Origin of the sequence: Lysinibacillus sp. UGB7 (assembly GCF_049058285.1) — a bacterium.
GTDB lineage: Bacteria > Bacillota > Bacilli > Bacillales_A > Planococcaceae > Lysinibacillus > Lysinibacillus sphaericus_B.
The window spans coordinates 43,200-66,747 of sequence record NZ_JBMGUV010000011.1; the positions used below are offsets into that span (position 1 = coordinate 43,200).

Below are 23,548 nucleotides of genomic sequence, written 5' to 3' on the forward strand. Positions count from 1 at the left end.
CAGCTTCTTTCTCAAATCAAGGTTAAAGTGTTACTTGCCTAAAGGGATATGAGTCAGAAGGATTTAGCTGAACAAATAACGCTTACAACACGTTTGATTAGTGAAATTACTAATAATAAAGTGAAGATGTAACCAAAGGATGCACTAGAGAAATAATGATTGCAATGGATATAAAAAATTTAGGTGAACTTTTTGCTGCGCCTAGATAAGGAAACAGATAACTAATCACACATTAAGCCATCCTTAGTTGATGGAGATACTGATACTGCTACTTTTACTTTTAGTTACGGCAGCAAACATTTCACATTTAAAGATATTAAGATACTGAATAAAAAAACGCCTTCCACAATAATTATTAACAGTGGCTGGCGGTTTTTGTCTATTTAGATGATCTTATTTGCTGAAAAGTAATATATAATCCAATCACTGTGATTTCTTCCTTTTAGTCTTCCACAATGAATTGAACTTGTCCTTTGCTATTACTAGGAACAGTTATTTTCCCTTCTAACTTGTATATCTTTGGCATTAACCTATTAGCTTTTACTTACCCAAAAATCACAGCCCCATGTAATTGCCTAGTTTACGTGCAATAGCCCTACTCGAATAAGTGTCGCTATATCATATAAAGATTATAGGGACCTACTGCAATATCCCACACTAAACTCGATTTAGGATTGCTATTTAATGTCCAAGAGACCATTTGCCTTGGTCTAGTTCTCCCCTGAAATAGTACCTTTGTCGCGTTTTCGAGCGATACAATTCCATGATGAAGATGTTGCGGAAACCCTTTGTATCACTCTTGGAATAGCAATCGACATGCTATTTGTGCTGGTGAAAAAAACTCTCTAAGTCTCCGCATGTTGTTACGCTTGTCATTTATCTTCACCGTCTTTCAGTTTATCTTCATTATCTTTTGGTTTATCCTCACCATCTTTCGATTTATCTTCATTATTATTTTTTAATTGTGTAAATGCGTTCTGCAAAAATCGGGGTACCTTAATACCCAAGTGACCAAGGTTTTCTACCATGCTGATTCCTTCCATACCGATTAGAAATAGAATCATAGCATTACGCATAAAATCACCACTCTCTGTAGCGTTATCCAATTGCACTGCTGCTACGACCATTAATATCATTGCTGTCTTTTTCAAAAGCCCCTTAAAAGCCTTACGTGAATCTACGTCTTTAATTAACCAAGCTACCATTAAACCTAATGTGAAATCGATAGCCATTAAAATTGTTAAAGCTCTTATCAATTCATCAACACCGCCAATTAAATATATAATCCATGCAGTAATACCGCCGATAACTGATGCCCAAAGCGTATTTGTTTCCATATTAACACCCACCTTCTCGTATAATAAAACCCTCCACAATCATCTGTGGAGGGTCTAAAAATCTACTAAATTTTTCGTCAAATTCATTTGTTTTTGTTTCTAAATAACCGCTCCCATCTCTAGCATATTCAATTCCTGGAGCAAAGAGCTCCAACAAATACACCGAACCAACTAACATTAAGTAATAATTTTTTAGAATAATGCCATGTAATCCATCACGGCTGCTTAAATTTGGATTTACGATATCGTTCCATAATTCTTATAGCTATGAAGCCTATTAAAACAGTGACAGCCATTTCTAAGTCGTCCACACAATAGGAGATGAACGTACGATCCCTCCACTTGCGGCTACTATCTCTTTTTCTATTACATCACTTCTTTTTTTCGCATAATAAAAACCCTCCACAGATAATTGTGGAAGGCAAAAGACTTATTCTTTATGGAGGTGCAATTTAAATTTAGCCTACAGTTTTCAGGTGGGAGGGAGTAACCTTTATTACATTTTATTGACTACTCCACAGTACTACTGATTTTCACCAATTTTTCCCCTTGTTCTAAAAGGGATTCATAATCGTTGTTCAATTTAATTTCATTCATTCTGCTTTCAAATATAGAAGAATCATTTATTTTAAAGTAATCGTTTAAAATTTCGTATTGTGTCTTCCCTCGTTTAGTTGAACTATCTTCAATGGCTTCTTTCCATGGAATATTTGCTTTATCCATTATTAATTCAAGAGCTGAGCCAGTCTCATATCGTATATTTCTTTCTAAGAAGCTCGGAGATTCTGCCTGTCCGTTAGCAATGAAATTGAAAGCTTCCATAAAAGTAACATGATAAGGTTCTTCTTTCTTTGCAAGTACCGTAAGGGTCCCACCTGTTAATTTGCTATAACGATATTCTAAATATCGTGCAGAACCTTCCATCGCTTCTGCATTTGTTTCACCAACTAGTTGCGGCCATTTTTTGTAGCGATAATTACGCACAATGGTCCAATCATGTAACACTTGTTTTAAAGTTTCTGGATTATTATTTTCCATCGCCCTATCTAATAGCTTAAATTCCAATCCCATTAACGCATAATTTCCTTTATTTACAGGATAATCATTAATAGACTCTCCACCCTTTGCATCATATGTCCAACTTTTTTGTTTATAAGCATGAAAAGACTCATGTAATAAAAAAGAAGAAAAATCTAAGTATACTTCTGGATTTTCAAACATTTTAGGATAGTATTTCAAATAAAACACATCAGTATCTTTTATATTTAATTCCCCAAAATTCCAAGAAATCCATGTAGAAATAGTTCTAAGGTCAAAACTGCTAAGGCGATATACCTTAGGTAAATGTAAGGATTTTGGGACTTGAATCTCTTTTGCAAATATATTATTTTCCATTTCTTTCCCATTTAAGGCATAGACTTGTTTCCGTATAATTCCACCATCTTTATTCGTACGTATAAGAATTAAAGGTTTTTTTTCAAAATGATACTCTTGATTCCAAAGCTTTTCGCTAGAATCTTCAAAGTTTTTATATATGGTTGATAACTCTTGTAACATTCGTTGATCCGTTTCGTCCAACGAGACAAACTTCGTATGATAATTCTTATTGAAGATGATGTTAACTAAAATAATCACTACAAAAATTATTAATAGAGCCAAAAATATTTTTTAAAAATCTTTTCATACTAATCTCCTTTGTGTAATCCCCCTTAATAGATAACATAAATAACATTACCTCTTCTTTGAGCTAAGATTAGTAATGTGTTTTTTATGTACATAATATCCTTCTCATCCATGAGTCTAAATTGGAAGGTAATAATTCTTAGTTTTCCGATGTAATTTCAACTTGATAATTTTCAGAAGAATTTACAGTAGCGGAGATTTTCTTCTGCTCATTTCCAGTAACATATCCCTCTATATATATTTCAGGTGTCGCATACTCTCCTGAATAACTAATTTCATTAATCACAACATCAACATTTTTTTCTTTTTTAAAGTGTTCAATAGTTGCTAGTTCAGCTGATTCTTTTGTCTTTGGCCATGCTTCTTTACTGAATTCATCTGGCGTACCAAAATCCATAATAGCATACATCCATGCAGCCATAACCAATAACACAGCACTACCAAATACAAAAAAGAATCTTGATAATTTCGTTTTCATGAACATTCATTTCTCCATTCTAATCTAAATTTCAACCAACTTGTTAATTTTTTTTTCAAAAAGACCTCCTTAACTTAATATCGATATAATAAACAAAAATATATTTTAAGTCAATCATATTTTATCGTAAAACAATAAATAATTATTGTGAATAAGATTTCTTTAGATGTGTTTTATTTTTCATTTATTCATTTGCCTACTCATTAATATTTCTTCCACCTGTGTTTTCAAGGCTAAATTTGCATAACGAAACACATACTCATTGCCCGGACTTGTGAACTTCAAATCACTAAATACTCACTAACCTTTTCCCATTTAACGATCGTTATTTTTTTTTAGCCAGCACACTTTTAAGGTTGAAATAATCGTCGCGAATAGCTTTTTAATAACCGTTTAGAACCGGTAGATAAACCTTGCTCATTTTAAGTTTTCAATGACTTCATAATTACATTGCAACGATTGTATAGCTAAAGTCAATATTAAAAATTCATGTAATAGCTTGCGTTGTTCTCCATTAATCATATAACTTTACGTTCTCTATGAAGGGTTGAAATAATTGCAAAACATTATTGTATAGTAAAAGTACGCTTCATATATCTTGTAAAACAAAACGCTTGAAAAACGAATCTCCATACATACATCATGTTTAGAAATTGATTACGCTGCATTTCTATAATCAATTGCACTTTCAATAACTACACGCCATCAATAGAAACATTCGTTCTTTTTATATCATTAAAGAACAAATATTCTTTGTTTAACAATAAAAAAATACCAGGTTCAAAAATATTCTGCATTTTTATGATCTAACTATTGCATTAATTCAATATAACAATTACTATTACGTTATACGTTATATCGCCAAACGTAATAAAATTAGAAAAGGAGGTATTGTATGAAAAAGAAAGATAGATTTTCAGAGCCCTCATTGTTTGTTTTAATTAGTCTCGCGGAGAAAAATTGTCATGGCTACGCAATTATGGAAGATATAGAAAAGAATTATAATATTAAATTAGGTGCTGGGACTTTATATGGAGCAATTACACGTTTAGAAAAAGCAGGTTTTATCCAAGTGCTTGAATCAAATGATCGTAAAAAGCCTTACAAGCTAACAGATGCAGGACGTGAATATTTAAGTAACCAAATTAAAGAAATTCAAGAAATAACTGCATTGGGCGCAAAAAGGCTTGGGCTCATATGAAGTGGTTGATCTATTTGTATCCAAGAAGTTGGAGAAAACGATATGGCGATGAAATAACAGATCTACTAGAACAAACAGATTGGACATTCTTCATGACTATTGATTTACTGAGAGGTATAGTTGATGCTTGGATGAACGAAATAAATAAACGAGAAGTTTATGGTATTCGTATGAGCAACGTATTATTGCTTGTTGGTTTGCTTAATATACTTATTATTCTGCAATATATATCATTACGGGAGGTTATTTTAATGGAACAAGTTGCATTAATCATTGCTATGGTATCGTTTTTTGTAGCAGTATCTATTTTCATTGTAGATCTTTTTAAGGCTGGCATTCAAAGATCTTTCTCAGTCAAAACAAAATTATCGAAAATTGCTGTCAGTTTTATGGGCTTATATGGGCTGAGTTTTATAGTATTTTTGGTACTAGCAAACTAACTCAATTAAGTGATTCAAATATATGCGCACGTAATTTCTAATTTTTCTGAAAATATACATTTTATTTCTATTATGAAAATTCTTTTGTTTTAATTTTAAAACTAATGTTCCTGAAAAAATGACCAGCTCGACTAAATTAGCTTGCTGGTCTTTGCTGTTTAGGGAAGTTTTTTCTAATAAATAACTTCACCTGTATGATTAAAGGAATGTTTTCTCCTGGAGCATCCAATGCTGAAACATAAGTTCGATTTAAAATGTTTTCCTTGGCATTTTATTAGCTGGTTTAGTTTAAGTAGATTTATTCACAAACTTGTTTTTTTTTCACTTTTTTCCACTCATTTATTACAGGAATGCTACTAAGATTGTTACATAAAAAAAGCTTCCTATAATTTTAGGAGAGCCTTAGCATATCCATCCTATCTCCTAACAATTCACTGTTATAAACTTTTTGTATGATGATCTTTATAATTCTTTCTTACATTTTACAACTATAAATTTTATTGGAGGTTTATTTTTGATGTTCTTACTTGGCTCGTCAATTTCTGAAAACTCTACCAGTCCATATTTTCCAAATTCTTGTTTTATGGAGTCAGAATCAAAAAAAAACATTTTTACCTTCCATTATCTAGAAATAGTCTTTATCCAATTGTTTACCCTTACCAAACATTGGGGCTTTTTTTGAAACAGTTGTAAAAATCATATATCCATTTGGCTTTAACTATTATAGCAATCTTTAATAAACTTATTTCTCTCACGATTATTCAATAAGTGAATAAGTGCATAGCAAAATATACCGTCATAGAGTTTGTTATCAAACGGCATGTCAGTTACTGAACCATTAAAAATACTAGTATTAAGCCCATTTTGCCTCGCCAAATCAATCGCAGTTTTTGAAATCTCCATACCTGTAACATTTATTCCATTGCCAATAAAAACCTTTGCATTCCTACCATATCCAATACCTGATACAAGTATATCCTTAACATTCCTTTCAAGGAAAAAGTCCTTTGTTAAGATTGCGGAGTGTGTATCATCAAATTCCCACATCGTTTGTTTTTCTATAAAACTCGATTCCCAGAATTCCGTCATATCTCTTGGGCTACTATGTTGCTTGGCGTTTGTGTTTGTGTTTGAGTTTTATATTATAAAACAATCATATCAAAGCCATTATTTCTTTCTTCATTAGTAATAATCATTAACTTCCGCCTCAACATCATAGGTCTACGATTCTATGAAGCTACTACTCAGTTCTTGTATCAGTCAATCTCATTGTTAAATTTACCATTTTTCCTTCGATACTTCTTCCATGACTTCAAATCTTTCAACGCTTCTTCGCCTTTCATTTCAAGACGATTTCGCCAACGTCTTCATATTGCTTACATAATTAACAGATAGAAAAATGCCCCTGCTTTAGTAGATGAAGAATTTTTAATTTCAACTCAACTGGATGCTTAATTCGAACCATAAAAAATACTCCCCTTAGATAACAGATTTTTATTTCTTAATCTGTCTACCTAATGGGGAGCATATCATAATTGAGTACCTGGTTATTTATTTTGATGAACTTAAATGTAATTCTTCAATATCTTTTTAAGGGCTTAATTGATATGCAGATTTCTAAGAAATTAATCACTTAAGAGAATTGTTAACACAGTACCCCACAAGAAAATCACGCCATAAAACAGTCTTTGTAATAAACCTGCTGGCAAAGGAAAGAAAAACAATAGAACGATAAGGATAAGAATAGTTATAAGTACAAACAAATTAAAATAGGTCCATCGCTTACCTTTAGTTAATGATTTTGCATAAATCCACAGTCCAAATAAAACGGTAATCATGCCTACTTGTGCTACTATAGAATGCCAAAATAAATCGATGTTAGCTGGTATAAAACCGGATACAATATTTCCTAAAGCAAAAATGAGAATAAATACTGTTGCCGATTTGTTTAACCAGGTCTTCGTTAGGTTCTGCGAAAGATACAAAACACCAACAGAAAATGTTAAGCCATTTACTATAAACAATACATTCATCCAAAAATGAAAAGGGGAACAAATTTCGTGAGGTGCAATTGAATACGTGTAATTACCACATGATGTCACTCCAAGATCACTCATAGCTTGGTTCATAATGTTATAAGGGGCAATTGAAGTCATAATAAAAAATGGTTCAATCACAAAATACAAACAAGTAGCAACCCAGCTTATTATTCCAACTTTTTTGGATATGTGTAACAAAAACTTTTCCCCCTCTATATAAGTGTGCATTTAATTGTAGCATATATTACCAATTGATTAATTATATATGAGGAATATGTATTATGACCGTACTGTGGCAACAAGAAATAATTCCACCAAAATAACAATGTATTTATCCAAATGGCTATTATTCACTAGCATATAATTCAGCATTATTAATTTTGTAATTATAAACTTTGTCTTTATATTATTTATCAATATCCCCCTTATAAATAAATTCTCCATAAGGAAGTAGTTGCCTCGAAGAAATATTTACAAATTCACTCAAAACCTCATTTCCATTTTCATCAAACATTTCAACTTTGAAATAGCCATAGATATATTGATTCCCCCGATTAGAAATCTTTAGTTCCCATTTATCTTCATTTTCCATAATTATAGGTTTACCAAACTTAACATTCTCCATAGCATATTCCTTTGCTTCTGCCATTTCTTTTTTTCTTGTTCTTCTTCTAATTTCTCTATTTCCTTTTCAAACTTGTACGATTGATATTCAGTAAAAAGTAAATTACCTGTGAATACAGCTATTATACCTATAACCGTTATACCAATGTACATGCCCATTTTCTTTATTTACTTATTTCTCCTTTTGTTCTATTTATTCTTAATTAATTATAGATTGTTACCTATACTTTTTCGATAAAAATATTATGCTGTCAAAAAAGCACACCAAATTAATGATGTGCTACTGCAATCTCACCATAATTATATACTAATATTTGTGAAAGCGTTACACTATACCAAACAACTAATTAATCAGTTATTCAACTAACGGTGCAGCCAATTTATTTAATTTTCTCAAACTTTTTATAAAGTTACCTGATTTTAGATGTTAGTCGCTTTTTGGCCGCCTAAAGGCTCCTGTTTTTAACAAAGACTGCCCCTAAAAAGGGGCTCTTTCTTCTATATACAACTACTCTATTTATAGACAAAAAATTAGACCACCCATCACAGAGTGGCCTTGTTATGAATTATTCAACTAAAAGCTCATCGTTAGTTTAAGTATTGAACAGCTTACCCTCTAAAGCATTTATATACCTTATAGCTGAATTATGAACAGATTGTTTGGCATCCTTTTTAACAATACGGAGAAAAGCATCATATATTTGTTCAAAGTGTAGATTCTCTACTTGATTCAAGATTCGTTTTACTGTGTTAACAGGAAGAGGAATAAAATTTGGAAAACTATACATAAACGTCACCCAATTGCGATCAGCAACTACACGAATGATATCTCCAACAAATAATATGCCTTTTTGTTGATAACCATTTTTCCATTCTAGTATAGTGGCTCCTTTAAAATGACCACCTGCACGATAAAGAGTTAACCCATTCTGTAAAGTAAGTGATTCACCAGACCAAAAAATAATCTTGTCACTTGATCTTGTAATCCATTCTTTATCATCCTCATGTATATAAATAGTTGCATTAAAAGTTTCTGCCCACTCAACTTGACTTGAATAATAATGAGGATGAGATAATGCGATGGCATCAACCCCCCCTAGCTCCTCTATTTTGTCAATAGTTTCCTGATCAATATATGAAATACAATCCCATAACAAATTAAAACCCTGTTCTTGAATTAAATAAGCTGTTTGCCCAATTCCAAATGTTGGACTAGTAGTAATGCTAGATAGACCATCTTCTTCAAGATTAATATTATTTTTATAGATTTGAGAAGAAGTCATTTTGTCCAAAGTTGTCCAAGTTTGCCCATTTACACTGACAAATTGCCTTTCTTCTGAGCATATAGTACATTGCTTTGGCACTTCAATAGAGATTTCATATTGTGCCCCACAAGTTTCACAAATATAGTAATTCAAAATTAACTCCCCCTAAATTAGTATTATTTTATTCTTTACTTCAAGTCATTACACACCTTATTTTACCAACAAAACCCTGAAAATTATTTACAACTTTAGGATGAAATTCATAATTATGTAGTTTATTGATTTTGTGAAAGCTATTATTTATTCTTTCATCAACTTTCCCTTTCTAGTTTTCACTGATGCCCAATGATTCTTTTTTCTTAATACTTCGATAAACCGTCTTTGTACTAATCTCCAGAGTTTCTGCTATGGTTCTCACTTTAAGGTGACACGCCCCTGGATGTTCCAATGAATGGCTAGCAGGCTTGAAAACAATCGCACGTTCTGATTCTGTTAAGTCATAGTATGAACTGCTATGTGGTCCTCCACACTCTTATCCATTTCTGTTACTGATTCAAATGTTGTATATTGTGCTAAGTATTCAAATGCCATCGTTTTCACCTCTCTTCCATTAACAACTTAGTAAACTACATGTACTGATCCGCCTTCTCTTATTTGTGCAGGTTGTCCGTCTACATCATCGAAATAAATATAACCGCCCCAGTAACCGTCAAACTGTCTTTCTCTACTTCCTAGGTTGTAACGGTCGCCATAGCGTTTCTGAAAATAAGAACGTACCTCAACTAGGAAATCAGTCTTAAGGCTGAGAGGTCTCACCGCCTAAAGATTGTTGCCAATAAAAAGAAATAGCATTACAATTACACCATTAAAGGAAAAAAAATCATTAATTAGAGCATTAAAGATAGAAAGAAGATGTTTATTATGAGAATAATTTGGTGGGCTATAAATATTGTGTGGCTAATCATTTTTGCGGTTGGAGCAATATTTATTGGGGTAAGGAAAGTTGATGCTGCAGGGGCAGTTCAAACTCCTGAAATCAGACTGGTATCATTCGCTATTTTGGGTATTGTATTTATAGGTGTTGTACTATTCCAACTGATTTTTCTTTATTTTGTTAGAAAAAGTACAACGCAATAACTTAACAAAAAGACCATCTCAACTGAACTGCACCCCAATTGTTAGACACTATTTCAATTGGAAGTGTAGTTCATCACGTTAAACAAGAAAACTTTTAGCTTTTCCTCTTTAAACCCTCATTTACCGCCCAATAATGATGATTGTGGACAAGGAGTTCTCGAACATTGTCAATATCAATCCAATCCATTTCCAGAGTCTTCTTTACCACTTGGATTATCTCTTATGATGAAGTAAATCAACATATAATCCCCAAATTATTAAAATAGATTTTATTATTTACCTATTGTTTGTTGTTCATCTAACCTGACCTGTTACGATAATAGGCACATAAATGAAAAAACATAAATAAGGAAATAAATAAGAAGACCACCCATCACGGAGTGGTCTTCTTAAAGCGTATTCAACTAATGCACCATATAGTTTAATACCTGATTTACTGATTATTTCTTCAATTTTTCATATTTAACTACATATATATAGTTTTTGTTGCAACTGTTTGTTGAAATGCCTGATCATGCTCAACAATAACCATTGTGGGATTAAATCTTTGAATAAGCTCTTCAATCTGCATGCGCGAATAAATATCAATAAAATTTAACGGTTCATCCCAAATATATAAATGAGCTTTTTCACATAAACTTTTTGCTATAAGCAGCTTTTTCTTTTGTCCACCAGAATAATGAGATATATCTTTCTCAAATTGAATTCGGTCAAAATCCATCTTACGTAGGATGGATTTAAATAACGTTTCATCAATCTCATGCTCTTCAATAAAGTCTGATAGCAGTCCCTTCAAATGAGAAGTATCTTGTTGGACATAGGAAATAATGAGGCCTGAACCTAAATTTATTGAGCCAGTATGCTGTATCGGATCTCCTAGAATTAGTTTTAGGATACTACTTTTTCCGCTTCCATTCTTTCCATCAAGTATAATTCGGTCACCTTGTTCAACTTTAAAGCTAATTGGCTTATTCACTATTTGGTCATCGTACTTAACGGACAAATCAGCCAAAACAATCAATTCATTTGAATGAAATTCCAATGGTCCTAATTTTAATGATTCAGTTTTTTCCACATTTTTTAGCAGTTTTGACTTTTCCTCAATAGCTTTTTGTTGCCTTGATTCAAGGTTCTTTGCTCTCTTCATCATCTTTGCCGCTTTATGTCCTACAAACCCCTTATCCAACTTAGAACCCGAATTCGTTGTCCCATTTTTGGAAGCTTCCACTTGATTAGACCAACCTGCTGAACGCTTTGAAGACTGTTTTAATCTTCCTATGTCTCTTTGTAGACGCTGATTTGTTGCCTCTTCGTGTTCCTGCTGTCGATCAAAATTTAACTTCCAAGTTGAATAGTTACCACTTTGAACTTCAATATTTGCTCTATTTATAGATAAGATATGGTCAACGCATCCATCTAAAAAGATTCTGTCATGTGAAATTAAAATAAACCCTTTTTTCTTCCTTAGATAATCAGAGACCATCTTACGTGCATCAGTGTCTAGATGATTGGTTGGCTCATCAATTAAAAGAAATTGATTCTCAGTCAAAAAAAGTGCAGCAAGCAACACCTTTGTTTGTTCTCCATTTGATAATGTTTTAAATGGTCGGTACATGACCTCGGCATCAACATTTAGATAGGATATTTCACGAAGAAATTCCCAATCTTCTGCTTGAGGGCAAATTTCTTCAAAAATTTTATAAGTATACTTGTTTTTATCTGCAACATGATACGGGAAATAATTAAATTCTACTGAAGAAGTAATTTTCCCACTATAGTCATAATTCCCTAATAATAAATTAAAGAATGTTGTTTTACCTCGCCCATTTCTACCAATAAATCCAAGTTTCCAATCCGTATCTATTTGAAAGTTTACCCCTTCAAAAATATTGTCAAAGCTACCTGGATAAGAAAAAGTTAAATCTTGAACTTTTATCATTGACATGATAATTCCTCCTTTGTATATCAACACTTTTTACTTTTTATACAAAGTCGGTACATCCATCTATTGTAAACTTCTCCGTATAAGTTTGATGGATATTAACGACTTATACGGAGTATTACATGCGTAACAATAGTGTCTGAATTGCTCATTTTTCTCTCTCCTTTATTTATTAGATTAAAGTTACAGATTAAAATAATGAATTTTAATCATGAGAGAATAAAAATCCTCCCAATTTGTCATTGGAAGGATTAGTCTTTCACTTATACTAAATAAGTTCTTTTTTGCCATTGGAATCATGACAAATAAAGTTTAAACTGATTTATAAAAATGGACAGACTAATCCTATATTTTGTAGTTTGAAGTTATTCATTTCAAATAAAAATATAGTTTAGTTAATCATTGTCCATCCATCAGTCCTCTCATAATTGTAATTTCATATTAACAAATTTTTTTCTGGAATACAATTCAGCATCATTTTCACCTCAAATTACTGCTTGTTGCTCTTTTGATAATTTCCGTACAATCGACCACAAGCAGCATCTAAATCAATTCCAAATTGACTTCTAATGGTCACATTATACCTGATGATTTTAATTTTTTGCAAAAATTAACAACATGACCTTCATCAACTTCACCAAACCTTAAAGGAGAACTGACAAAATCTTAAAATACCAATTAGTTAAGGAGTTGTGCTCTACTACTCCTTCTGTTAAATCATTTGTAATGGACCTATGAACCTTCACCAAAGTCTAGAGTACTTCCTGTTTCTACTAAAGTCTTTGTATTATTTAAAATCATCCACCAAGCTTTGTCGCTGTTCTCATAAGTGGAATCTGCTTCTTTCCACTGGTCATGAATGAGTGTCAATTTCGTGCATGAACCAGTAGGCTCTAAAAGATAAGAAATCCTTGACTCGTATGCATGATCATCTTTTATATAAGACTTTCCAGGATAGTGAGTAAATCGAAGTAACTGATTTGGTTCATATTCCAATACATTTCCGTATACATGCACCGTTTCATCTCCATCTACGCCAGGACCGACATACTCCAAGAGATCGCCCACTTGAAATGTAGATTTAATGACGGACCCATAATAAATTTTTTTTGTACCCTCAGGAGAGATAAGTGCCTTCCAAACTTCCTCTGGTGTACCTGCAATATAAAATTGATACTTCAAATTCTTCATAATTTTTATGCCTCCTAAAAATTTAATTTGGAACATGTACATTATAAAAAAACTTCACTGACAAGTACGGTCAGTGAAGTGAAGTATTTTGATAATGATTGAATAATTCAAAGCTGATAGTTGCCAATTTTTCTTGTAATAAAGTTGGTTTCAAAATGGTGATAGATTTACCATAGGGGAGAAGAAAGTAAGGTACAAAAGCAATAAATAGACTCTTTATCAACCTTAAAAAGAGCTTTGTTTTTTCGTTCGATTAAAGCATGACTAAATAACCAATGCTGACATATTACCTTTCCAATAAACAAGACCATAAGGATCAATATGGCGTGATTGCGGTTCTGTTTCTCTATTTTATGATAAATAATAAATAACCTATAACTTTCGGCAACAGAAATTTCTAAATCTTGAAGAATAGATTTCAAAGACGGTTCGACAATTAGTTTAAGTGCTTTTAAAACAATTATAAATAAATAATACACCCTTTTTCTTCTAATTCACCTAACCACTTTGGTACGTTTAATTGGTGGTTCCATCTAAGATCCAGACGTTCTAACCCCTTAATTTCCAGCAATGATTTTGGTAAGTCCGTTAGCATATTACTTCTTAGATCAATTTCTAATAAATTCTTCAATTGTCCAAGCTCTTCAGGCAATGTGGTTAATTGATTATGTCTCAAATTTAATCGTCTCAACCTTAAACATTTATGTAACGATTGAGGTATTTCTTTTAATTGATTATCTTCCATATCTAAAACACGTAATAACGACAATTCCCCTAAATTTACTGGAAGAGTTGTGATTTGATTATTTTTTAAATGTAATTCCTTCAAGTTACTTAATCCACTAATACTGTACGGCAACTCTTTTAATTGATTATTCATTACACGCAGTTCTATAAGATTGCTCAAATGTCCAAGTTCTTCAGGTAATTTCATTAATTGATTATCACTTAGATTTAAATATTTCACTTTGACTATCTTAGAGATTTCAGGTGGAATGGATTGTAATTTATTATTATGAAGGTATAAATAATCCTCCATATTATGAAGGGAGCCAATTTCAGGTGGAAGAACGTCAATCTCATTATGCCCTGCATCCAGCATTTTAAGTTCTGTTAAATTCTCTATTTCAGCAGGCATTTTACTAATCTTATTAACAGATATATTCAAAACTTTTAATCTGTTCATTTTATAAATTTCTGAAGGAATTGTTGTTAACTTATTATCAAAAAGGTTTAAATTTGTTATTTCTTTTATGTGTACACCTAAATTAGGTAAAGAGTCTAATTTCATATGAGGAAAATTTAATTTCATTTGTCTGCCTCCTTTTTTGAAAATACAATCTTAACATAATTCAATGCTCTATCTACAATTTTAATATCTTTGCTAAACTAAAAATGCTGCTCCGTAAGTTTAATATTACCTCAAATCAGAGTCATTTGGATAACTATTTCCATTTACCATTCCAGCCAATTAGATGACTACATAAGTAAAACCACCCTTCACGAGTGGTCTTGTTTTGAATAAATCTTCTGCTAAATAAGAATGTGCGTTTGTGATGATTTTAATTTTTTATAAAGGAAAACTGACTAATAACAAATATTGCAAGAGTTATAAATGTAAAATTATCGTTACCATCTTTAGAAGCCAAAACAACCCTTGAACATCGCTTTCTAATTTTTAATAACCACTTTCTCACTAATATTTTTTTAACATCATCCCTTATTCAATTAGTCTGCCCTACAGCTACAATTTTACAAGTTGAAATTGCAAATCTAACGATTGTATCAGGACTTATTGGTAGAGTACCTAACACTATGCCAAGACCTATTTGTTCTACGTTAAAATCTGCTGCAATAGAACCATTACTTGCTAAAAGATTCACAGTGGAACCAATAAGTGTATTCAACAATTTTCTAATTGGTCGTTCACGACAATCACATTCGCACCCAGAATCAACAGGTGGCATCAAGTTGATAGTAGGTCCCGGCAATAAGAATCCTACCCCTGTTACATCAGAAATATTTACCTCATAGGTTGTCGTTCCATCTGTAACAGTAACTAAAAAATCATTCACATCAATAATAGTGAATAAAAAAAAGAGAGGAGGTACATTTGGTGCATCTGCAATAGTGCCAAGAATTACAGTTTGCCCAACAAGTTGTTGTAAGACGGACTGAAGTGGAAAAACACAACAGTCACAAAGACTCAAACAAGGGGCGCTTGGAGGAGGGCATATAGTTTTCACCGACGGACAACATTCATTAATCACTCTAACTATTTTTCTTTTTTTAGAAATGTTTTCACCCCATCAATTCTTATTCTTATAAAATATGTTTTTAAGCAATATTAAATTGGATTAAACCCTAATAAGCCAAATCTTTAATGATGGTTCACATTACACTATTGATTGTGGAAAACTATCACGCTCAATTAGCCAAATGTATAGCAGCTCAGAACGCTCGCTAGTTGTTTTGTCCTCCACAAATAATTTTACAAATGAAAAACCACCCATCATGAAGTGGTCTTCTATGGCTTATTTAACTCAAGTACCTGTTAGTTCACTCATAACACTATCTTTTTAACCATTTGATAATTAGTTAATTTAACACCTTTTCGTTCTACGGTTTGTAAACAAACTGTTTTATACCCTCGACGTTCAAAAAATGGCTTAGCAGTAATACTAGCTTCGTGTCAATTTCTAAAATCTTTATTTTTTTTGCTTCAGATTCAAGCGAATTAACTAGAGCTGAAGCTATACCTTGTCCTTGATAATCTTTATGAACATACAGTCTATCTAAGTGTCCATTAAGCGTTAAATCGATAAAACCAACTACTTTATCATTTACTTTTGCAACAAGTGTTATATTTTGACCCAATGATTTTTTCCACGATTTCGTTTTAAATTATTTTTCATCTTTTGGTGCCCAAATATCTAAATGTTCTTGCGAATAATCTTTCAAATTAACTGAATGAACTGTTTCGTAAAATAAAGAAACAATTTCTTCAGTATCAGTTTCCTTAAATTTTATAATAATCATTTTCTAATGTACCTCTCTATATATTAGAATAAGTATATTTTATTATTAAACCTTTTCTTCAACTAACCTGCCCCATGCATTGAAGAAAAAAATAAGAGCTGTTTTAACAGCTCAATGCTCTCCAAGTAAAGCCTTTGTTGATTTAAATGTAAATTTTCACAAAAACCTTGCTTGTTTGATGGTATTTTCTTTAGGTTGGTTATAGCAGTTACTTTTGTGGACAAATTCTTTAGTCATTCCACAGTGTAAACATATAAACCTTCTTGTAATTCCGGTTCCATAAGACACGCCTTATTTTAGATAAATTGATAATATTATAAAAATGATAGTAAATCCTTCTTCCACTATCCTCCGTTTCGTTCTTAGCTCCAATGAAGTCAGGTTCACTATGAAACTGAGCAGCCAATACAATCAAACAGCATCACTTGGCTGTTAAAATAGACACTGTGAACATTAATAAAATTAATACCTTTTTTAAAGGTAATCCTTCTTCCTTGCCCTTTATACACAGTTTAAAATGAATCACGGTATTAAAATCCCGTATTTACCATTTTTTAAAAATTAAACAATTTACTCACAAAGTATCCACTTTTCACGATACCCCCTTTCATTGCTAATAGATCCTCCGGTACATCATGCAATAATCCATTATATTATCTTTCTTATAGTTTTTGTCTGGAATACAAGCGTCCCGCCTCCATTTGATTTCTTTGTTTAATTTAAATAATTCATCATCCATACGGTTTCCTATCGCATCCTTCCTTTTTGGGCTATTAACAGAATTATTGCACTTCATTGATTCGGCTCCCTTCAGGCTAACCTGTAAGACCAGGCGGTTGTAAAATCTTAATTGTCTTTTCTGCTTTTTTCTTCACTTGGCGTTTCGTTATATTGTTACGAAACACTTTTGTAAGGCTTCATGAAAAACGTTGCCATCTATAAAGGTGAAATCAGTATATAGCGATTTGCACTCATTAACTCTTGTACAGTGAAGTTAATTTTCTTCGTCTAATATATTCCATAATAGACATATCCGTTGAAAATAAAACAAAGATGTAAACTCAGCTAGTAAATATTATTCCAAATAATCTCTTTTTCTAATCTAACCTACTCAAAGCCCTCAGTCTTTGTTTATACATTAAAACATCCTGACTTTTTTATCCTGTCATTTAAAGCTATCTTTGGACTGGTGAAAAGAAGAGTCAGAACTTTATTGCGCCAAAAATACATATTTGTATTGGCTTAAAAATTTATACTTTTTCACGCCTTATTCTTAGTTGCAATTATTCTAATCCTCCCATATGAAATATGAAGCGAATTTTATCTAAGAGAACGAAACACAGATATAACTGAAAAAGAGATTAAAGAAGAAAAAGCCTAACAGAAAAATCGGAAAGTACAATTATTGACGCTATAAAAGAAAAAATAATAAAAAAGAATAACGAATCGTATTTATAGTTGAAGATGCCAAACTTTTAAAAATCATATTAAATGCGGATGAAAGTTTGACGGTTAAGTCAAGCAAAAAAAGCATGTGGATAAAAACAGTGGATGCTCTAGAAGCAGTGCATTCCATCGATGAAATCAAGAAAGTGGTTATTATATGGATGTATCCAATGGTTGATACTTACAGAAATACTGAAGCGTTAGAGGTTATCAAATGAGTGGCTTTTTAATTATCAAAAATAAACGATTTTTATTATGGTAAAAAAATCTTTTTTTGGTTAAAGTTGTTTTTGTAGGTTATTCTAAAAAATTGCCTTACTCAATTTTAAAGGAGGATACATAAGTGATTAAGTTAATCAAACATAGTATTATTTCTATAGCAATAATACTGCTAGCACTAGTGAGCTTTAGTGTTGAAAAAGCGCAGGCTGAAGATGGATATTCAGAAAATTTAATACCTAAAATGACTTCGGATGAATCAGGGTTTGGTAAAGCATCATCTTCAAGTAACCATGTTGAAACACCAAGTTGGAAAGCATTTGATGGTATAGAATACTATAATAGTGGTGGTGCAAACTATGCTTGGGGAACGCTCGAAAAAACTGGATGGTTAGCCTATGAATTCTCAAGTCCAAAAGCAATTAGTAAATACGTAATGCATAATCAAGGAAGCTGGCCAGAACTTTTTCCAAATACCTGGACTTTTGAGGCTTGGGATGGTTCAAATTGGATAGTATTGGATTCTCATAGCAATGTTACAGTAGACGACTGGAGAAAGAATCCGAAACAAAGCTTCACTTTTGAAAATTCTGGTTATTATAACAAGTACAGAGTTAACATTACACTTACTAACAGCAAATATCATGCAGTAAACACAGCAATATCTGAACTACAAATGATGGAAAAAATTTCAACACCATCAAAACCTGTATCAATAGCATTAGATAGAAATGTATTAGAACTTCTAGAAGGCAGTCAAGATAAGTTAATAGCAACGGTTACTCCCAATACTGCAACAGTAATATGGTCATCTAGTGATGAATCAATTGCTACTGTAGATCAAGATGGTAATGTAATGGCACTTCGCGAAGGTGAAGTGCTAATTACTGCAAAGATTGAAAACACCGATATTGCAGCTACTAGTACAGTGGTAGTAAAAAAACCAGCTAATGAGTTTTCAAGTGCTATTCTGAGTATCACTTTGATAAATGGTATAACAAAAGAATACGATGTAACTAATAAAGTTTTAAATGACTACTTAAATTGGTTTGATAGTGCACAAGGTACTTCAACATACAAATTTTCAAAAACTATCTCCCCTTATAAAAGGGTAACTGAATATATCGTACATGATAAGATTGCTTCATTTGAAGTAAGAGAATACTAAACATAAAAAGACCAGGTACTCACTTAAAAAGGGGCGCCTGGTTATTTGTTTACTTCTTCAGGAACCTTATCAAAATTAAACCCTTTAAACGATACTATTTTTAACATTCCAGTGTTTGTTCTTTCGAGATACTGAACTTTACAATACAACTTTGACTCCAGCCATATCATATCGCGCTCTACCTTGGTTATAATTTGTTTGGCTATTTGGCGAAAAGCTTCCTTTTCTTCAGGTTTAACCAATATCTTAGTTTAACTAATTCAAATTCTTAAGAAATCTTCATAAAATTTCTCATTAATTATTAATAATTTCCATTTATAATAAAGTGAAATAAATTAGTTAGGAGCGTCTTATCTTGGGAGTTACAGAAATTATTAATAATATCCGATATTTAATGTTGCCAGTAATCATTATTATTGTAGTTGAGTTCTTACTTATCGCACTATATTACTTCTTTTATTATAGAAAACAACAAACAGACCGAAAAAAAATTCAAATAAAGAAACTTATTCTTGGCGCACTTTTCATCGGATATATTGTTTTTGTGTGTGAGTTAACTATTATTGGCCGTGGCACTTCACACTACTTGCAGATGAACCTTCATCCGTTCAGTGGTTATATTGACGCGTGGAAAAAATACTCTTTACGTGATCTACAAAATTGTATTTTTAATATATTAATGTTTGTTCCATTAGGCATTTTCTTGCCTTTAATTATCGCTAAAACTAAAGAGTTTAAGTGGCTTCTTCTTGTTGTTGTAAGTGCCACACTGTCTATTGAAACGTATCAGACACTTTCAGGAGCAGGGATTTTTGAGCTTGATGATTTAATTAACAATTCACTTGGTGGGATTATTGGATACCAGTTATACAGACTAGGAGCTTCCATTGCTCATCACAAAAAAGTAAAAATAAAAAGTCTGGTCGGAACCCTTTCTATACCTCTCTTGATGGGTTTGATTTTTCTTGGGATGAATATTATCTACGCCCAAAAGGAGTTTGGTCATCTAGCAATAAACGCGTATACAAAATCGAATATGTCAGGTGTTTCTTTATCAACTTCATTAAAATTAAGCCCATTACCCGCAGTTGCCCCAGTATATAAGAAAATGATTAATAATGTTGGAGCTGAAGCCCTGTTGCAAGAGAAATTAGGATTATCAGAGTTGAGTGCACAGGTTATTATTGGTGATCGTGAGATTCTATTGGAAGATAAAGCAGGGGTCCCATATACGTTATTTATAAGTTCAGAGGGAAGTTGGTCATTATCAGATAATCTTTATACACCAGAGCAAACTTCATTAGCCGAGCAAGAACCAATGGTTGACAAGGCATTAGCAATGATGGACGAACTTTCTATACTACCCCAAGATGCAGAATTTACTGTATTAGAGAGTGGAGATTTTGAATGGAAGCTTCCAGATCGTACTGATTTAAGCAACGATTATTGGCATGGAGATTTAAGTCTTGGGCTTAAACCCGATGGCAGTGTTTATTCATTATCGTATAATCTTCATAAAAACCAATTTATACGGGAAGTGAACATCTTGTCATTTGCAGAGGTGTATGAGCGAATTAAGAATGGAGAATTTCCCCAAATAAAATATAATGCACTGGTAAAGGAAGAAGAACTTATTATAAAAAAAGGTGACCAACTTGATGTAGAATTAATTGAGCTTTCGTATATGTATGACACGAAAGATTTCTATCAGCCAGTATACAGAGTTTCTGGAACATTTAACGGAAAAAGTTGGTTCACCTTGATTCAAGCAAGAAAGTAGTCATATCGTTCGGTAGCCCACGTTTCAACCTGGCTTTGATGTTAAGTTGGGATTAGGTACATCTTAACCCTTTGTGCAGAAGGGAAAAGATGCACCTGAAATAGTATATCAATTCAGGAATCTAAAAAGTATCCAACAAATGGATTAAAAAGAAATATAATGCTAACGTCTTGAATAATATACATTTTTAACTAATAATCACCAAGTATTAAAATAATTCTAAACGATTTCAAGTTCGGCTAAAATAGCTTTGTTGGTCATTCATGCTATTTATTTCTAATTTGCTGAATAGTAATATACAAACCAATCAAACGATCAGTTGTCATCATGCCATACTGTAAATCCTTCAAGTATGAAGCCTGATAATACCATCCTTTACCGCCTGGGCAATAAAGTTTTCAGTTTCAGTTTTCATAGCCAGTGAACCTGATTTGTATTTGTCACTTCGATTTCCTCCTTTTTGTCTTCCATAATTAATTGAACTTGTCCTCTACTATTATTCGGTACATTTATTTGTCCTTCTAACTTGTATCCCTTTGGCAGTAACCAATTAGCTTTTACTTCAAAATGCGGTCGGTCAATAGCGTTAGTCCAAGCATCTCTCCACTCGATGCCTATCTTCTTAGCAATAGACCCTACTGGATTCAATATAGTCCTCACACTGAACTGAGTGCAATCCACGTAACCAAGCACTCATCTATCCCATCCTTGAATCGTCTGAGAACGCCTGTCCTAGCCACGATTAGATAGCCTGTGTGATTGATTCCTCTGTTTCACTATTAACGCTCACAGATGCTATAGGCTCGTTAAATCTTCTAGGATATTGCTATGGTTACTCATGTTAGCTAACTAAAAGTTGAATCGATTGAACTCATCGTGTTGGCTTAGGTAACAGTCAAACTCATATGTTACACATTTACCATTCATCTACCAACCCAAACTCTGCTATGTTACAATTTCGATATAGAAAAAAATTTTCAGTTAGTTTAAAAAAGACAGGAGGATTTGAGTTGTGAATAGTTTTAATACAGGAGATATTTTATTTAGTGCTTTCTCGATTTTCGGGTTATTATTTTCCCTTGTTCCAATTATTTTTTTCCTTTGGTTTGCTATCAGTACAACTAAGCAATTAAAAAGGCAATCCATATTATTGGAAGAAATCAATGAAAAATTAAAACGTTAACAAGGATTATTATCTCCTTTTTAACAAACGAAACAATATCCTTCACACACCAATCTAAGGACTTTTGCGTAGAATTACACACTCAAGTCCTTTTGTTGTATTCCTCAATCACTTCTACAGCTTCATACGTGACTCAGTAGCACCAATCAGACTACCAGTGTAAATGATTCCTCTACTTTCATACCAACGCTAATAGGCTCGTTAATCCCTTCTAGAGGCTTGTTACGATTGTTATTGTAACTGTCAATATCATTATTATATATTTTCCATTTATATACCAAATGAAACTTTGCTATGTTATGATTTCTATATGGATTGAATTTATAGTTAGTTAATAAAGATGCAGGTTTGAGAGGTGAGTGAAATTGAATAATAGTGAACTAGGAACATTATTACTTTTTCTAATTGTGCTAGTTTTAGTACTTAGTATTTTTGGATTTGTAATTAGAAAGTTCTTAGGTGCTAAGAGAAAGAAATGGTTTTCTTATAATCACATTAACGAAAGACATAAAAAACTAGATTGGTCAGTACGAATATTTTTTACCATACTATTATTAATTAGTACGTATTATTCGATTAACAATAATGAAATTTTGTCCTATTGGTATTTCGAAACATGGTTTATCTTAATTGTGTTTGTATTAACATCTGAATTGTTACGTGCATTTATGGAATGGAAATACGCAGAAAATAAAAAAGACTTTGTTGCTACTATCACAGAAATCTTATTTATGACTAGCATAGTATTTTTGACGATAATAACTGATTTTTTCGGCTTATTTAATATTTAATCGGGCGCTATAAAAGACCATTCGTCAATTTAATAGCCATCACATATTAATCTAGGGGCTTGTACCTAAAAATTACACGCAAGCCCTTTTGTTATGTTCCTCAATTGCCCCTACACCCTCTAGCGTGGCTCAGATGATGTTCCATTCTTGTGGCTCGTTTATGAGCGTATGACAGCACACTAGAATCTAAGTGTGGCACATTGTCACGCTTAGACCTAACCGTTAACTTGAAAAGCTAAATTCCTCAAGGTAAAGGGTTAGACCTTTCGGATTCATTTAGAAACCAATGACCTAAACCGTTCAATTTGAACTGATTAGTTTTGCAGGGTACACACAGAACCTTGCTAACTCTACCCAGTGTGTAGTTAGAATCTTTTATTCTGCAACAAGGTTAATCCTTGCATCTAAGAGAACTGACCTAAGAGCAATCCACGCAACCAAGTATACGCCTAGCTGATACTCGAATCGTCTGAGGGCTGTTCTGAGAAGTTAAGCAACAAAAAAAAGCACACCAACTTAATGATGAGCTATCGCAATCTCATCACAACTTGATTTATAAGCTCATACTTCTCTACACCAATATTT

At 32.5% G+C, this 23,548-nt stretch carries 17 protein-coding genes and 5 pseudogenes; 7 read left to right on the forward strand and 15 right to left on the reverse strand.

Translation table 11 applies throughout. The annotated features are described in order from the left end of the window. Positions 1-872 precede the first annotated feature (872 nt). From ACOMCU_RS11750 to ACOMCU_RS11760, 3 genes and pseudogenes are all read right to left on the reverse strand, one after another. Positions 873-1,337 carry a phage holin family protein gene (locus ACOMCU_RS11750; protein WP_010860987.1) on the reverse strand — a complete coding sequence of 155 codons (465 nt, stop codon included), beginning with the start codon at positions 1,335-1,337 and terminating at the stop codon, positions 873-875. A gap of 510 nt (positions 1,338-1,847) precedes the next feature. Continuing rightward, positions 1,848-3,021: pseudogene (locus ACOMCU_RS11755) on the reverse strand (hypothetical protein). A gap of 138 nt (positions 3,022-3,159) precedes the next feature. Further along, positions 3,160-3,498: a hypothetical protein gene (locus ACOMCU_RS11760; RefSeq protein ID WP_010860989.1), complete on the reverse strand. Its 339-nt coding sequence runs from the start codon at positions 3,496-3,498 to the stop codon at positions 3,160-3,162. Positions 3,499-4,393: 895 nt separating this feature from the next. Here ACOMCU_RS11760 and ACOMCU_RS11765 point away from each other — a divergent pair. Next, on the forward strand, positions 4,394-4,699 hold the full coding sequence (locus ACOMCU_RS11765) for a PadR family transcriptional regulator (protein ID WP_010860990.1): 306 nt from the start codon (positions 4,394-4,396) through the stop codon (positions 4,697-4,699). Then, entirely contained in the window at positions 4,696-5,139 is a 444-nt protein-coding gene (locus ACOMCU_RS11770) for a hypothetical protein (RefSeq protein ID WP_036132183.1), read from the forward strand. The genes ACOMCU_RS11765 and ACOMCU_RS11770 overlap by 4 nt, the downstream gene beginning before the upstream one ends. A gap of 462 nt (positions 5,140-5,601) precedes the next feature. Here the strand turns inward: ACOMCU_RS11770 and ACOMCU_RS11775 are convergent. The 5 genes and pseudogenes from ACOMCU_RS11775 to ACOMCU_RS11795 form a co-directional block, all read right to left on the reverse strand. Further along, positions 5,602-6,228, reverse strand: a pseudogene (locus ACOMCU_RS11775) (class I SAM-dependent methyltransferase). Positions 6,229-6,764: 536 nt separating this feature from the next. Further along, entirely contained in the window at positions 6,765-7,406 is a 642-nt protein-coding gene (locus tag ACOMCU_RS11780; RefSeq protein ID WP_421050286.1) for a hypothetical protein, read from the reverse strand. Positions 7,407-7,584: 178 nt separating this feature from the next. Further along, entirely contained in the window at positions 7,585-7,827 is a 243-nt protein-coding gene (locus ACOMCU_RS11785; RefSeq protein WP_421050287.1) for a hypothetical protein, read from the reverse strand. Between the two features lie 568 nt (positions 7,828-8,395). Then, a complete protein-coding gene (locus ACOMCU_RS11790) occupies positions 8,396-9,220 on the reverse strand; it encodes an MBL fold metallo-hydrolase (RefSeq protein WP_421050288.1) in 825 nt (274 codons plus the stop codon). A 172-nt stretch (positions 9,221-9,392) separates the two neighbouring features. Then, the gene (locus ACOMCU_RS11795; protein ID WP_419185169.1) at positions 9,393-9,515 is read right to left on the reverse strand and encodes a helix-turn-helix domain-containing protein; all 123 of its coding nucleotides are present in this window, start codon (positions 9,513-9,515) and stop codon (positions 9,393-9,395) included. A gap of 473 nt (positions 9,516-9,988) precedes the next feature. On the opposite strand from ACOMCU_RS11795, the gene ACOMCU_RS11800 reads away from it, so the two are divergent. After that, positions 9,989-10,204 carry a DUF3923 family protein gene (locus ACOMCU_RS11800; RefSeq protein ID WP_010860998.1) on the forward strand — a complete coding sequence of 72 codons (216 nt, stop codon included), beginning with the start codon at positions 9,989-9,991 and terminating at the stop codon, positions 10,202-10,204. A 466-nt stretch (positions 10,205-10,670) separates the two neighbouring features. On the opposite strand, the gene ACOMCU_RS11805 is transcribed toward ACOMCU_RS11800, so the two are convergent. The 6 genes and pseudogenes from ACOMCU_RS11805 to ACOMCU_RS11830 all read right to left on the reverse strand — a co-directional run bounded on the left by ACOMCU_RS11805 (position 10,671) and on the right by ACOMCU_RS11830 (position 16,376). Then, positions 10,671-12,149 (reverse strand): Lsa family ABC-F type ribosomal protection protein, encoded by a 1,479-nt coding sequence (locus tag ACOMCU_RS11805; RefSeq protein WP_421050289.1) that lies wholly within the window; start codon positions 12,147-12,149, stop codon positions 10,671-10,673. Positions 12,150-12,636: 487 nt separating this feature from the next. After that, a pseudogene (locus ACOMCU_RS11810) lies at positions 12,637-12,806 on the reverse strand (23S rRNA (adenine(2503)-C(8))-methyltransferase ClbB); the annotation flags it as partial. Between the two features lie 72 nt (positions 12,807-12,878). Beyond that, positions 12,879-13,337, reverse strand: coding sequence for an SRPBCC domain-containing protein (locus ACOMCU_RS11815; protein WP_421050290.1), 459 nt, complete (start codon positions 13,335-13,337; stop codon positions 12,879-12,881). 460 nt (positions 13,338-13,797) lie between these two features. After that, a complete protein-coding gene (locus ACOMCU_RS11820; protein ID WP_421050291.1) occupies positions 13,798-14,649 on the reverse strand; it encodes a leucine-rich repeat domain-containing protein in 852 nt (283 codons plus the stop codon). A 412-nt stretch (positions 14,650-15,061) separates the two neighbouring features. After that, positions 15,062-15,541, reverse strand: a pseudogene (locus ACOMCU_RS11825) (bclA protein); the annotation flags it as partial. 359 nt (positions 15,542-15,900) lie between these two features. Next, positions 15,901-16,376: pseudogene (locus ACOMCU_RS11830) on the reverse strand (GNAT family N-acetyltransferase). A 1,789-nt stretch (positions 16,377-18,165) separates the two neighbouring features. On the opposite strand from ACOMCU_RS11830, the gene ACOMCU_RS11835 reads away from it, so the two are divergent. Both ACOMCU_RS11835 and ACOMCU_RS11840 read left to right on the forward strand, forming a co-directional pair. Next, positions 18,166-19,209: an Ig-like domain-containing protein gene (locus ACOMCU_RS11835; protein WP_421050292.1), complete on the forward strand. Its 1,044-nt coding sequence runs from the start codon at positions 18,166-18,168 to the stop codon at positions 19,207-19,209. Between the two features lie 355 nt (positions 19,210-19,564). Beyond that, positions 19,565-20,989, forward strand: coding sequence for a VanZ family protein (locus tag ACOMCU_RS11840; RefSeq protein WP_421050293.1), 1,425 nt, complete (start codon positions 19,565-19,567; stop codon positions 20,987-20,989). A gap of 411 nt (positions 20,990-21,400) precedes the next feature. Here ACOMCU_RS11840 and ACOMCU_RS11845 read toward each other — a convergent pair whose 3' ends face one another. Next, positions 21,401-21,637, reverse strand: a complete 237-nt coding sequence (locus ACOMCU_RS11845; RefSeq protein WP_155242508.1) for a hypothetical protein — start codon at positions 21,635-21,637, stop codon at positions 21,401-21,403. A gap of 364 nt (positions 21,638-22,001) precedes the next feature. Here ACOMCU_RS11845 and ACOMCU_RS11850 point away from each other — a divergent pair, with 364 nt between their 5' ends. Together ACOMCU_RS11850 and ACOMCU_RS11855 are read left to right on the forward strand one after the other, a co-directional pair. Next, the gene (locus ACOMCU_RS11850) at positions 22,002-22,172 is read left to right on the forward strand and encodes a hypothetical protein (protein ID WP_196228944.1); all 171 of its coding nucleotides are present in this window, start codon (positions 22,002-22,004) and stop codon (positions 22,170-22,172) included. 365 nt (positions 22,173-22,537) lie between these two features. Beyond that, complete coding sequence (locus tag ACOMCU_RS11855; protein WP_010861010.1) at positions 22,538-22,963, forward strand: DUF4181 domain-containing protein; 426 nt, start codon at positions 22,538-22,540, stop codon at positions 22,961-22,963. The last annotated feature ends 585 nt before the right edge of the window (positions 22,964-23,548 follow it).